The sequence below is a fragment of the Streptomyces sp. NRRL WC-3618 genome (assembly GCF_001280005.1).
Classification (GTDB): Bacteria; Actinomycetota; Actinomycetes; order Streptomycetales; family Streptomycetaceae; genus Streptomyces.
Genome location: NZ_LGDW01000371.1, coordinates 21,892 through 35,368 on the forward strand (window position 1 = coordinate 21,892; position 13,477 = coordinate 35,368).

The following is a 13,477-nucleotide window of genomic DNA, read 5'->3' on the forward strand; positions in this document are numbered from 1 at the left end:
GCCTAATCGCTCTGGCGCGCCCGCTGGACGCGTGACGCATGTCGTACGCACACCTGACACATCTGCCCGCAGTCGAGCGGGTCACCCGGCTTCGTCGTCGAGGCGCCAACTCCTCGCAGACTTCAAGGATTTCGTATGGATGCCTTCACCGTGGGCGTCGGCGTGCTCATCGCCGCCTGCCTGCTTGTCGCGACCGCTGTGCTGTTCGTCGTCTCCCGGCTGTTCCGCAAGGTGGAGCAGGGCAAGGCGCTGATCGTCTCCAAAGTGCGCAAGGTCGACGTGACCTTCACCGGGCAGGTCGTGCTGCCGGTGCTGCACAAGGCCGAGGTGATGGACATCTCGGTGAAGACCATCGAGATCACGAGGGCCGGCAAGGAGGGGCTGATCTGCCAGGACAACATCCGCGCGGACATCCGGATCTCGTTCTTCGTGAAGGTCAACAAGACCGTCGAGGACGTCATCAAGGTCGCCCAGGCCGTCGGCACCGTGCGCGCGAGCGACCGCGACACGCTGCAGGAGCTGTTCCACGCGAAGTTCTCCGAGGCGCTGAAGACGGTCGGCAAGCAGATGGACTTCACCGACCTGTACACCAAACGCGAGGAACTCCGCTACAAGATCATCGAGTTGATCGGCATCGACCTCAACGGCTACCACCTGGAGGACGCGGCGATCGACTACCTGGAGCAGACGCCGCTCACCCAGCTCGACCCGGCGAACGTCCTGGACGCCCAGGGCATCCGGAAGATCACCGAGCTGACGGCCATCGAGCACGTACGCACCAACGAGGCGCAGCGCACGGAGGAGAAGGAGATCACCCGGCAGAACGTCGACGCCCGCGAGGCCATCCTGGAGCTGGAGCGCCGGCAGGCCGACGCGGAGATCAAGCAGCGGCGGGAGATCGACACCGTACGGGCCCGGGAGGAGGCCGAGACGGCACGGGTGATGGAGGAGGAGCGGCTGCGTGCACAGGGCGCGTTCCTCAGGACCGAGGAGCAGCTCGGTGTGCAGCGGGAGAACCAGGCTCGTGAGGTCGCCGTCGCGGCGAAGAACCGCGAGCGGGTCATCGCCATCGAGAACGAGCGCATCGAGAAGGACCGGCAGCTGGAGGTCATCGCGCGGGAGCGGGAGACGCAGCTGACGCAGATCGCCGCCTCCAAGGAGGTCGAGGCCGAGAAGCGGGAGATCGCCGAGGTCATCCGCGAGCGGGTCGCGGTGGACCGTACGGTCGCCGAGCAGGAGGAGGCCATCAAGAAGCTGCGGGCCGTGGAGGAGGCCGAGCGCGGTCGGCAGACCGTGATCATCGCAGCCGAGGCCCAGGCGCAGGAGAACCTGGTCAAGGACATCAAGGCGGCCGAGGCCGCCGAGCAGGCCGCCGTGCACCGCGCCGCCGAGGAAGTGACCCTGGCCGAGGCCCGGTTGAAGAGCGCCGACCTCGACGCGCAGGCCAAGCTGCGGCTCGCCGAGGGAGTCCAGGCGGAGGCCGCCGCCGAGGGTCTGGCTGCTGTCCAGGTGCGGGACAAGGAGGCCGAGGTCATCGAGAAGGCCGGCCGTGCGGAGGCGGAGGCGGCCGGGGCTCGGATGCGGGCGGAGGCGGAGGGCGCCCGGGCGAAGGCGCTCGCGGAGGCCGAGGGCATCGGCGAGAAGCTGAAGGCGGAGGCGGCCGGTCTGACGGAGAAGGCTGCGGCGATGGCCGCGCTCGACGAGGCGTCCCGCGGCCACGAGGAGTACCGGCTGCGGCTGCAGGCGGAGAAGGAGATCAGGCTCGCCGGACTCGACACGCAGAAGCACGTCGCCGAGGCGCAGGCCACGATCCTCGCCACCGGCCTGGAGAACGCCGACATCAACATCGTCGGCGGGGAGTCGGTCTTCTTCGACCGGCTCGTCAACTCGATCGCGCTCGGCAAGAGCGTCGACGGGTTCGTCCACCATTCCGAGACGGCTCAGGCCCTCGCGGGGCCCTGGCTGGACGGCTCGTCGAGCTTCACCGACGACCTCAGCCGCGTCCTCGGCTCGGTCTCCACGGCGGACGTGCAGAACCTGACCGTCTCTGCCCTGCTGATGAAGTTGATGAAGACGGGCGGAGCCGATTCCGGCGCCCTGGAACAGCTGCTCAGCAAGGCCGGCGAACTGGGTGTCGCCGACGCCTCACTCGCAGCCCTGAACGGCAACGCCAGGGTCTGACAGACCGCGGTCCGGAGCTGCCGCACAGGGGACGGCAGCTCCGGACCGCTTTTTCCGACTTTCCGAGAGGGATCCCATGACCACCGGTCTGGACACCGGCACGTACGAGGTGCTGCGCGACCGCCTCACCGCGCAGGTCGCCGACCTCGCCCGCCGAGCCGAGGCACTCAACGCCCGCCGGACCGAGGAGTTCGGCTCCACCCGGCTGGAACTGAGGAGCACCCAGCGGCTGCGCACCGAGCACAACTGCGTGCCCCGAGACATCGTCGCCGTCGGCGGGGCCCTGCTCTTCGGTCACAACGTCTTCCTCGGCCGGGGGCCCGAGACGGCCGTCGGCGACGTGTTCGCGCTGCACGACCGCGACCTGAACCGGCTCCCCGACGACGCCGTACCCGGCCTGCTGGACGACCCGGCGTTCGTCCGTGAGTTCGACGCGCTCTACCGCTACTACCGGCAGGCCCACCTGCTGCAGCTTCGCCGTGTCGAGGGCAAGTTGCTGGCCGTCTTCCAGACCGGGGAGAAGACCGGAGACATCCGCGTCCTGCGCTGGGCCGTCACCGACGACGGCCAGGTGTCCTTCCTGGACTCGCGCGGGGACCGCGACGAGCATCTCAACGTATTCCCGCCCTCCCACGACTTCGAGTGGACCGTCACCACCCGGGAGGACCACGTTCTCGGCCGCCATCCACACGTCTCCATCGAGGGCGAGGTCTTCGTCGCGACCGTCGGCGGCACCCTCACCGTCAGGGTCGAGAACAACACCGAGACCGCCGAGGGCATTTACGCGGAGCCGGTCGACGAGCCGCTGCAGTCCCTTGCCGACGCCGACATCACGTACGCGCGCGTGGGCGCCCTGATCCTGATCCGTGTGCGTCCCTACAAGGAGGACACCGACCGCCACCTGGTGTTCAACACGCTCACTAGGACGGTCGTCCGCCTGGACAGCATCGGGCAGGCGTGCCGTCGGCTGCCCGAGGACCAGGGCATCGTCTTCCCCGGCGGGTACTGCCTGGCCACAGGCACGTACAAGACCTTCGACGGCGTCGCCGCCCCCTTGGACACGGCAGCCCTGGAGTTCGAGCGAGTGGTCCGCTCGCCCAACGGTGAGGACGTCCTGTTCGCGTTCCACGCGCGCGTGGAGGGACGCAGCCTGCTGCTGCCGTACAACGTGATCCGCAAGGAGGTCGCGACCCCGCTGTCCTGCCACGGCTGGGCGCTCTACGACGACGGCGCGCTCGTCGTGCTGCGCGCCGACAACGACGAACCACAGCGCGTCCACCCCGTTCAGCTCTGGAACTCGCCCTTCGTCTCCGACACCCACGCCGCCGCCCAGCCGGCAGGCACCGGCCCGCTCGCCCGTGTCGGCAACGCCGACCTCGTACGCGGCATCTCCGACTGCCTGTCCATCACCCGCGCCGTCACCGAGACCACCCCTACGAGCGAGGTGTACGAGGCACTGGCCGCCGCCTGCGTCCGGGCGGCGGACTCCTACCACTGGCTGGGCGAGCCCGAACTCGGCGATCTGCACGAGCCGCTCACGCAGGTGCGGGCCACCGCTGAGCAGGTCTTGGCCGAGTTCGAGGCCGTTCAGACCCTCACCCGGCAGGCATCGGACGCGCTCACGGAAGCCGGAGAACGGGTCGCCGCTGTCGTACGGCGTCTGCGCGGCGAGGCCCCGCGCAGCGCCGCCGCCTGGATGACCGGCCTGACCGAACTGCGCCATGCTCAGGGCCACCTGCTCACCCTCAAAGGCATGCGGTACGCCGACACCGGCCGCATCGACGAACTCGCCGCCGAAGCTGAGGCCGACCTCGCCACTTTCGGACAGCGGGCCGTCACCCACCTCGCGCGCGTGGACGCCTTCGCCGGCCACCAGGCCGACATCGAGCAACTCGTCACCGACGCCGAGGCGATCGCCACCGTCGCCGAAGCCGCGCCCGTCACTGCCCGCCTCGACGAACTCGCCGAGGGGCTGCGCACCGTGACCGAGGTCGTCACGGGTCTCGACATCGGCGACGCCACCGTCCGTACGTCCGTCCTGGGACGGATCGCCGAGATCCTCGGCGGCGTCAACCGGGTCCGCGCCCTCCTCGACGGGCGCCGCCGCGCACTCCTCGACCGTGAAGGACGAGCCGGCTTCGCCGCCGAGTTCGCCCTGCTCGGCCAGGCAGTCACCGGCGCGCTCGCCGTCGCGGACAGCCCCGAGGCGTGTGAAGAACAACTCGCCCGTCTGCTTGTCCAGTTGGAGAACCTGGAGTCCCGGTTCGCGGAGTTCGACGACTTCCTCGGCGTCCTCGCGGACAAGCGCGACGAGGTCCACAACGCGTTCGCTGCCCGTAAGCAGACCCTCGCCGATGCTCGTGCCCGCCGCGCCGAACTCCTCGCCGACTCGGCGACCCGGGTACTGCGGACGGTCACCCGTCGCGCCTCCATGCTCGCCGACACGGACGCCGTCACCACGTACTTCACCTCGGACCCCATGGTCGCCAAGGTCCGCCGCGTCGTCGACGAACTGCGCGAACTCGGCGACCAGGTCAGGTCGGAGGAACTCGACGGCCGCCTCAAGGCCGCCCGCCAGGAGGCCCGCCGGTCCCTGCGCGACCGCGCCGACCTCTACACCGACGACGGCCGCACCCTCCGCCTGGGCGCGCACCGCTTCGCGGTCAACACCCAGCCCCTCGACCTCACCCTCGTCCCGCACGGCGAAGGACTGGCCTTCGCCCTGACCGGCACCGACTACCGCTCCCCGGTCACCGCCCCCGACTTCGCCGCCACCCGCCCCTACTGGGACCGGACCCTGCCGTCGGAGTCGCCGGAGGTCTACCGCGCGGAGCACCTCGCCGCCCGTCTGTTGGACGAGCACGGTCCGGCGGCGCTCGCGGACGCCGGCCTGCCCGCCGTTGTGCGGCAGGCGGCGGAGGCGGCATACGACGAGGGGTACGAGCGCGGCGTCCACGACCACGACGCGACCGCGATCCTCGCCGCACTTCTGCGCCTGTACGAGGGCGCCGGTCCGCTCCGCCACGAGCCCGCCGTACGCGCCACCGCCCATCTCTTCTGGGCGCACGGCACGACACCCGAGGAGCGTGAGAGCTGGACCCGGCGAGCGGTATCAATGGCGCGCGCCCGGGACACGTTCGGACCCGCACCGGCGATTGCCGACCTGCGGGCCGAACTGGCCGAGGCGATCGGCACACAGGCGGCGGCCACCTACCTCTTCGAGGAGTTGACGAGCGGCCCCGACGGCTTCGTCATCAGCGCCGGCACCCGCACTCTGCTCGACAAGTTCCGCCGTACGGTGGGCACGTCGGCCTACGACGACGACCTCGCCACAGTCGGCGACCTGGCCGCCCGCAAGCAGCTCGTCGAGGCGTGGCTGTTCTCGTACGTAGCCTCGACCGGCACCGACCCCACCCCCGGCGACCTGGCCGAGGCGGTGGCCGCCGAACTCTGCCCCGACCTGGCCCGCTACGACTCCGACGCGCCGCTGACCGGAACGGTGGAAGGGCTGCTCGGCGTCCACCCCCGCATCACCGACCGGTCCCTGTCCCTCCGCGTCGACGAGTTCCTCGCCCGCACCCACACGTTCCGCACGTACGACGTCCCGGCGCACCGCGCCTACCAGCGCCGCCGAACAGAACTGATGGCCGCCGAACACGACCGGCTCCGCCTGGACGAGTACCGGCCCCGGACCATGTCCGCGTTCGTGCGCAGCAGGCTCATCGACGAGGTCTACCTCCCGCTGATCGGCGACAGCCTCGCCAGGCAACTCGGCACCACGGGCGACACAAAACGCACCGACACCGGCGGCCTGCTGCTGCTCATCTCTCCGCCGGGCTACGGCAAGACGACCCTCATGGAGTACGTCGCCGACCGCCTCGGCCTGATCCTCGTCAAGATCAACGGCCCCGCCCTCGGGCATGCCGTCACCTCCCTCGACCCGGCCGAGGCCCCGAACGCGACGGCCCGCCGAGAGGTCGAGAAGATCAACTTCGCGTTGGAGACGGGCAACAACACCCTCCTCTACCTGGACGACATCCAGCACACCTCGCCCGAGCTCCTGCAGAAGTTCATCCCGCTGTGCGACGCCACCCGCCGCATGGAGGGCGTACTGGACGGGGAGCCGCGCACCCACGACCTGCGCGGCAAACGCTTCGCCGTCTGCATGGCCGGCAACCCCTACACCGAGTCCGGCGCGCGCTTCCGAGTGCCGGACATGCTCGCCAACCGCGCCGACGTCTGGAACCTCGGCGACGTCCTGACCGGCAAACAGGACGCCTTCGCGCTCAGCTTCATCGAGAACGCCCTCACCGCGAACCCGGTCCTCGCCCCGCTCGCCGGCCGCGACCACGCTGACCTCGACCTACTCATCCGCCTTGCGCACGACGACACCACGGCCCGCGCAGACCGGCTCACCCACGCATGCGCGCCCGCCGAGCTGGAGCGGATCCTGGCCGTGCTGCGCCACCTGTTCACGGCCCGCGCGACGGTCATGGCGGTGAACGCCGCGTACATCGCCTCGGCCGCCCAGACCGACGCCACCCGCACCGAGCCGCCCTTCCAGCTCCAGGGCTCCTACCGCAACATGAACAAGATCGCCCAGCGCATCCAGCCCGTGATGAACGACGCGGAACTGGCCGCGTTGATCGACGACCACTACAGGGCCGAGGCTCAGACCCTCACCGTCGGAGCTGAGGCCAACCTGCTGAAGCTGGCCGAACTGCGCGGCACGCTCACCGACGGACAGGCCGCCCGCTGGACCGAGCTGAAGGCGGCGTACGTCCGCGTGCAGACCCTGGGCGGGCCGGACAACGATCCGCTCACCAGGGCGGTCGCCGCCCTCGGGCTGCTCGCCGACCGGATGGCGGCCGTCGAGACAGCGATCAGCCGAGCCGTGGACCCACGGCGTCCGACGGTCAACCCCACGGCCCGGCACGCCGCTCGGCCGGCCCCGGGTGACGGGAAGGCGTGACGTGGAGCGGCCCCGTCCCGCACCGTTGCGGCCGGAGCCGCCCGACGCGGGTACGGCCCGCCGTCGGGCGCGTACGGGCATGTGTCTTCTCATGACGCTGCTGGTGCTGCCCTTCGCCGTCGGCGCCCTGCCCGGGGCCCGCGGGGTGGGCGCGGTGCTGGGAACGGTGACTGTCGTGCTCGCCACCTTGCTGTGGTTCGGGCTGTGCGAGGAATCCACACCGGCCCGTCACTCGGCGACGAGGATCACCGCGCGGACCCTGACAGGTATGCGCTCCGTCGACCTGACTCGCCTCACCGACGTCCGCCTGCTGACGTTCTTCTCGTACGGTTCCGTCCACCACACCCTCCTCGTCCGCGACGCCGACGGGGTGTGGCTCGGCATCACCACCACCGCCGGGCTGAGGGCGGTGCGCAGGGCGCTGGGAAGGCAGCCGAAGGACACGACGCTGCCGCGACCGCGGGTGAGCCGGGCCGCACGCGCCCACCTCGATGGAGGCCGGGCCGGACAGCTCGCCGCCCACACCGTGCTCGTGTTCCTTGCCCTGGTAATCGGTATCTGTCTGTATGTCATCGCGCTGGTGGAGATGGGCGGCGGGCCCGGCTGACCGCGTCCGCACGACACCCCGGTCACGAGCTGCTCGACGTCCCTCCGGCGCCGAGCAGCTCGTGCAGGAGGTGCGAGGCCGTGATGACGCCGAGCAGGTGCGTTCCGGCCTTGTCCTTCGTCGCCACCGCCACCAGCGGGCTGCGCACCCGCGCCATCAGCGCGGCCACCTCCAGCGCGGTGTCGTCCGGGTCGGCGATCGGGGGCGGGTCAGCCTTGCTGGAGAGGCAGTCGCCGACCCGGCGGCCCACCAGTGCCTGGCAGAGCCGGTCGGCGTGTTTCTCGTCGACGACGGCGGCGAGTGTCGGGTCCTCGACGACGTAGGCGGGCACCAGGATCTTGATCATCTGTGAGGCGGGCAGGATCGCCATCGGTTCGCCGTGCTCGTCGAGTACCAGCAGGCCCGGCAGCTTGTGGTCGGCCATCAGCCGGGCCGCGTCCATGGCATCGCTGTTGACGCTCACGGTTTCGTAGTCGACCGCCAGGTCACGAGCGCGCACGGCGGGCTCCTCATCTGCTGGAAAGGTTCCTGCACCCACCGTCCTACGTCATCGGCGAGCGGGCCAGGCGATTGACGCGAAACATACGCGGCGCCACCGGTAGAACCACCGTGCGGGGGGAACAGGCCACGGCCCCGCCGGGGTGACGTCCTCACGGCCGCTCGCCGATAACTTGGTCCGCGGATTGACAACGCGCGGTACCCCGCCGGAACCGGTCGCTGAGCTGTGACCCGGCGATGAGCCCCGCCGCAAACAGCAACAGACCCGCCTCCGCGACAGGCAGCAGGAACATCGCGTCCTCGCCGACCAGCCAGCCCCACCGTCCCAGGGGGACGACCAGCCCCGCCCACCCACCAGCAGGGCGATGCCCCGGATACGGACACCCCAGGGGGTCGTACGACCGCGGACCCGCTTGGGCGCCCAGCTTCCCAACGAGGCAACCGACAGGGCAGTACGAGGGCAGACCGGTCTGCCAGCCACAGCCACAGGAACACGTCCGCATTTGCTCTTCGCGTCGGCCCGGCAACGGAGGGTCGTCCCGCAGCCCGTTGGCCGGGGACCGGCACGCAACGGCGTCCGACCCCGAGGAACCCGGACGGTTCGCAACCGCCCGGGCTCCCACCACTCTCTGTCCCGACGTCAGCCGGCGGTCTCGATCCTGCCGTTGGCTTCGGCGGACGCCGCGGTCTCTGGCTTGGCGACGCCGTTGCGCTGGGCGACGGTCCTCGGCCGTTGACGAAGGCGAAGCCGGCCAGCAGATACAGCGGTATCGGGAAGAACCGGAAGCGGCCCGCGAATCGGCCGAGTAGTCCGAGAACCAGGATGATGCAGCCGAACTCGATCAGGAAAACGGCGGAGGAGTGCACGGTGGGTCACTCCCGCCCGAGTGTCGCGGCGGCCGTCTTCACGCCTTCGCGGGTGCCGATGAGGATGAGGGTGTCACCGCCGGCGAGCCGGAAGTCGGGTGTGGGGGAGGGGATCGCCTCGGCCCGGCGCAGTACGGCGACGATGGAGACGCCGGTTTTGGTACGCATCCGGGTCTCGCCCGGCAGGCACCCGTTCCAGTGCGAGCTGGCCGACAGTTCGATGCGTTCGGCGACGAGGCCCAGGTCGGTGGTGGACAGCAGGTTCGGGGTGTGGCACGCGGGCATCAGTGCGTCGATGAGGGTGGCGCCCTCCTCAGCGGTCAGTCGGGCGGAGAAAGCACAGGCGTCCGGATCATCCTTGCGGTAGGCGCTGATCGCGCGGTGCCCGTCGCGGTGGGGGACCACGGACAGGCGGCGGTTCTCCCGCGTCGTCAGGTCGTAGCGGACCCCGATTCCCGGCAACGTACTGCTGAGGCGTGGCGTGCCCATGGCTGTCCCTCTTCTCTCGGCGTGAGCGATGTTCCTGTGGCTCGCGTACGGGGGACGCTCCACCATCCCGACGCAGGCCGACGCAGGCCGACGCGGGCTGGATCGGGCCGGCGGGGCCCGGGCCTTCGTACCTGGACCCCGGCTCCGGAGGCCCGGAGAACGATTTCATCAACCGCAACACCAGCTTCATGACCTGGAACCTGATGCACCTGGCGGCCCTGCTCAAACACGCCGGAGGAATCCCCGCCCACGGCAACCAGCGCACGGGGTGGGACGCCGGCTGCCGGCCGGGCGCGGACAACCCCGAGCACCGCTGAGCCCGACCGTCCCGCATGCCGGGCGCCGCGTTTCGAACTCCGTCGGCATGTCGAGTGCTGCCAGCAAAGCGACGGTGCGGCGTAAGGATTCCGTCATCACCTGAGGGGTGCGGGACGGCTGTCCGACTCCGTTGAATGGGAGCGAACGAACTCCCAGGAAGCGAGGCAGGGATGGGGCGCGTGCGAAAGGTACTGGCCAGGCCGTTGGTCATCGCGGTGCTGGTGGCCGCGGTCGGCGGGGTCGGCTTCGGGCTGTACTGGTTCCAGCCGTGGAAACTGTGGCAGGACGAGACCGTCGAGGAGGCCCTGCCCGGGGTGGTGGAGACTTCCGCTCCTCCTGCCGCGGCGCCTTCGGAGGAACCCTCCGAGCAGCCCTCGGCCGCCGGCCCACGGACGCTGGCGAGTGGTGAGCTGATCAGCCACGAGCATGCGACATCGGGCACGGTGAAGCTCGTACGGCTGGCTGACGGCTCCCATGTGGTCCGGCTGGAGAACCTGGACACCAGCAACGGGCCGGACCTGCGCGTCTGGCTGACCGACGCGCAGGTGAAGCAGGGGCAGGCCGGGTGGCATGTCTTCGACGACGGGAAGTACGTCAGCCTCGGCAAGCTCAAAGGCAACAGGGGAAGCCAGAACTACGCCCTGCCCCGGGACGTGGATCCGTCGAGCTACAGCAGCGTGACCATCTGGTGCGACCGTTTCGACGTCTCCTTCGGCGCCGCGCAGCTCGCCCGCGTCTGACAGCGGTAGGGATCGGCGGCTGTGGGCAGCGCTGAGCCCAGCTCATCAGCGGTCTGATCCGCGTGGCCACCCCCGTGGCCTGCACGCCGTGACGCGGGGACGACCGCCGAGCCCGCGGGTCGCTGCGCCTGGTGCAATACCCCGCCGTCGCCGCGCTCGCGTCGACGCTCTGCTCGCCGAAGCCGTGTCCGCTGATGAGACGAGTAGGACCTCCCACATCCTGTGGAACTCGTGCGCGATGCCGGCGGTGACCGACCTACAATCCCGCCCCGTCCTTCGCCGACGGGTCCGATCGTCTGGAAACCCAGCTCGCCGACTCGACGAGTTGCCCCCAACGCGGAGAGGGTGAGCCGCCACAACCTCGGAGAGCCGCAGGGTGGTTGCTGTTGCTTCCCCGAGGAGCAGCTGTGTGGGTCAGTGGCTGCCGGTGAGTTCGCCGCTGAGGGTTTTGTGGAGCCGGGCGCTGGGCTCGTTCAGGCCGATGATCTCGACGGTCTTGCCGCGCTGGGAGTACTTGGTCTCGATGGCGTCGAGGGCGGCGACGGAGGAGGCGTCCCAGATATGGGCGGCGGACAGGTCGATGACGACCCTGTCGGGGTCGCCGGTGTAGTCGAAGTGGCCGACGAGGTCGTTGGAGGAGGCGAAGAACAGGGCCCCCGTGACCCGGTAGACGACGGTGGCGTGGTCGGGGTCGGTGACGGCGGTGACCTCGGCGAGGTGGGCGACGCGCTTGGCGAAGATGACCATCGCGGTGACCGAGCCGACGACCACGCCGATGGCGAGGTTGCTGGTGGCGACCACGCACGCGACGCTGATCACCATGACGGTGATCTCCCCGGCCGGCATGCGCTTCAGGGTCTTGGGGGCGATGGAGTGCCAGTCGAAGGTCGCGAACGACACCATGACCATCACCGCGACCAGCGCGGCCATGGGGATGTCGGAGACGACCGGGCCGAACACAACGCACAGCACCATCAGGAACGCGCCGGCCAGGAACGTGGACAGCCGGGTGCGGGCGCCGGAGACCCGTACGTTGATCATGGTCTGGCCGATCATGGCGCAGCCGCCCATGCCGCCGAAGAAGCCGGTGACGATGTTGGCGACGCCCTGACCGATGGACTCGCGGGTCTTGGAGGAGCGGGTGTCGGTGATCTCGTCGACCAGCTTGGCCGTCATCAGCGACTCCATCAGGCCGACCAGTGCCATGGCGAGCGCGTACGGGGCGATGGTGGTGAGCGTGTCCACGGTGAATGGCACGTCCGGCAGGCCGGGCACGGGCAGGGAGGACGGCAGGTCGCCCTTGTCGCCCACGGTCGGCACCGCGATGCCGGCCGCGAGGGTGATGACGGTGAGGATGACGATCGACACCAGCGGGGCCGGGATCACCGTGGTGACCTTCGGGAAGAACACCATCAGTGCCAGCCCGGCGGCGATCAGCGGATAGACCGGCCATGGCACCCCGGTCATCTCCGGTACCTGGGCCATGAAGATGAGGATGGCGAGGGAGTTGACGAATCCGACCATCACGCTGCGCGGCACGAACCGCATCAGCTTCGCCACCCCGAGCGCGCCGAGGACGATCTGGAAGACACCGGCCAGGATGACGGCGGCGACGAGGTAGCCGAAGCCGTGCTCGCGGTTGAGCGGGGCGATGACCAGGGCGACCGCGCCGGTGGCCGCGGAGATCATGGCCGGTCTGCCGCCGACGATGGCGATGGTCACGGCCATCGTGAACGAGGCGAAGAGGCCGATCGCTGGGTCGACTCCGGCGATGATCGAGAACGAGATCGCCTCCGGGATCAGGGCAAGGGCGACCACGAGACCGGCGAGCACCTCGGTGCGCAGCACTTTCGGGTCGGACAGCCAGGTGGGACGTCGGGAACCATGCAGCCACGCGGCCGGGGACAGTGCGGAGGAAGACAAGACGAGAGGAACCTGTCGTGCTCGGGCACACCCGGCATCACACGGGCGCGCAGGAAGGCATGGAGCACCGGGGCGGCGATCCACGAAGTCCGCGAGCGGCGCGGACCGAAGTCAGGGGGCGGCAGCGAAGTGACCTGCGAGAGAGTCCGATGCTGGTTGAGGGCGAAAAGTCACGGCGGACAGGCAACAACGCCGGCGGCACGGACATGCGCACGCGCTCTCCTGCGGACGACGGACGTCGGTCTTCGCCGAGGGCTTCGTCGGCCCCGACACGGTTGATGACCACGGGACGGCATCCCGCTCCACGGGAACGGGCACGGCAGCGAGTCGGCCCGACACCAAGAAAACTCTACCCTAACGTTAGAGTAGAGATCGGCGGCGCCAGCCCACGGCCGCAGTGAGAGACGAGGGAGGGACCCCGCGTGAGCGGCGAGCACATGCAGATCGGTGAGGTCGCCACACGAACCGAACTGTCGCTGCGCACCATCCGGCACTACGAGGACACCGGCCTCGTCATCCCCTCCGCCCGCTCCCAGGGAGGCTTCCGCCTCTACACCGAGTCCGATGTCGCCCGCCTGATGGTCATCCGCCGCATGAAGCCACTCAGCTTCACCCTCGACGAGATGCGCACCCTCCTCGACGCCACCGACCGCCTCGACGCCGGCGAGGAACTGCCACTCGGAGAACGGGAGCAACTGCTGGAACGCATAAGGGGGTTCGAGCGGGCCGCCCAGCAGCGGGTCGCCGATCTGCGTGTGCAGCTGGCCAGGGCGGAGGAGTTCGCGACCACGCTTGCGGAGCGCCTGACGAAAACTCCCACCTCCTGACACAGTCCCGTCGGCTCTTGGGCGCGATGGCTGTTGGCGAGTAGCAACCTGGGTG

8 protein-coding genes and 2 pseudogenes are annotated in these 13,477 nt (G+C 69.9%); 6 read left to right on the forward strand and 4 right to left on the reverse strand.

The genetic code is table 11. The features are described from left to right. Window positions 1-135 precede the first annotated feature (135 nt). The 3 genes from ADL01_RS26735 to ADL01_RS26745 all read left to right on the forward strand — a co-directional run bounded on the left by ADL01_RS26735 (window position 136) and on the right by ADL01_RS26745 (window position 7,760). The gene (locus ADL01_RS26735) at window positions 136-2,181 is read left to right on the forward strand and encodes a hypothetical protein (RefSeq protein ID WP_053744579.1); all 2,046 of its coding nucleotides are present in this window, start codon (window positions 136-138) and stop codon (window positions 2,179-2,181) included. A 76-nt stretch (window positions 2,182-2,257) separates the two neighbouring features. Then, window positions 2,258-7,153 carry a DNA repair ATPase gene (locus ADL01_RS26740; RefSeq protein ID WP_053744580.1) on the forward strand — a complete coding sequence of 1,632 codons (4,896 nt, stop codon included), beginning with the start codon at window positions 2,258-2,260 and terminating at the stop codon, window positions 7,151-7,153. A gap of 1 nt (window position 7,154) precedes the next feature. Beyond that, window positions 7,155-7,760 (forward strand): hypothetical protein, encoded by a 606-nt coding sequence (locus ADL01_RS26745; protein ID WP_234354802.1) that lies wholly within the window; start codon window positions 7,155-7,157, stop codon window positions 7,758-7,760. Window positions 7,761-7,782: 22 nt separating this feature from the next. Here the strand turns inward: ADL01_RS26745 and ADL01_RS26750 are convergent, their stop codons facing one another. The 3 genes and pseudogenes from ADL01_RS26750 to ADL01_RS26755 all read right to left on the reverse strand — a co-directional run bounded on the left by ADL01_RS26750 (window position 7,783) and on the right by ADL01_RS26755 (window position 9,614). Next, window positions 7,783-8,259 (reverse strand): CBS domain-containing protein, encoded by a 477-nt coding sequence (locus ADL01_RS26750; protein ID WP_053744582.1) that lies wholly within the window; start codon window positions 8,257-8,259, stop codon window positions 7,783-7,785. A gap of 728 nt (window positions 8,260-8,987) precedes the next feature. After that, window positions 8,988-9,125: pseudogene (locus tag ADL01_RS46655) on the reverse strand (cation:proton antiporter); the annotation flags it as partial. Window positions 9,126-9,131: 6 nt separating this feature from the next. After that, window positions 9,132-9,614 (reverse strand): cation:proton antiporter regulatory subunit, encoded by a 483-nt coding sequence (locus tag ADL01_RS26755; RefSeq protein ID WP_053744583.1) that lies wholly within the window; start codon window positions 9,612-9,614, stop codon window positions 9,132-9,134. A 77-nt stretch (window positions 9,615-9,691) separates the two neighbouring features. Here ADL01_RS26755 and ADL01_RS42590 point away from each other — a divergent pair. Together ADL01_RS42590 and ADL01_RS26760 are read left to right on the forward strand one after the other, a co-directional pair. Then, a pseudogene (locus tag ADL01_RS42590) lies at window positions 9,692-9,931 on the forward strand (flavodoxin family protein); the annotation flags it as partial. Window positions 9,932-10,102: 171 nt separating this feature from the next. Next, window positions 10,103-10,672: a DM13 domain-containing protein gene (locus tag ADL01_RS26760; RefSeq protein WP_053744584.1), complete on the forward strand. Its 570-nt coding sequence runs from the start codon at window positions 10,103-10,105 to the stop codon at window positions 10,670-10,672. A gap of 414 nt (window positions 10,673-11,086) precedes the next feature. Here the strand turns inward: ADL01_RS26760 and ADL01_RS26765 are convergent, their stop codons facing one another. Further along, window positions 11,087-12,595 (reverse strand): SulP family inorganic anion transporter, encoded by a 1,509-nt coding sequence (locus ADL01_RS26765; protein WP_078960771.1) that lies wholly within the window; start codon window positions 12,593-12,595, stop codon window positions 11,087-11,089. Window positions 12,596-13,017: 422 nt separating this feature from the next. On the opposite strand from ADL01_RS26765, the gene ADL01_RS26770 reads away from it, so the two are divergent. Further along, window positions 13,018-13,422 carry a MerR family transcriptional regulator gene (locus tag ADL01_RS26770; protein WP_053744585.1) on the forward strand — a complete coding sequence of 135 codons (405 nt, stop codon included), beginning with the start codon at window positions 13,018-13,020 and terminating at the stop codon, window positions 13,420-13,422. The last annotated feature ends 55 nt before the right edge of the window (window positions 13,423-13,477 follow it).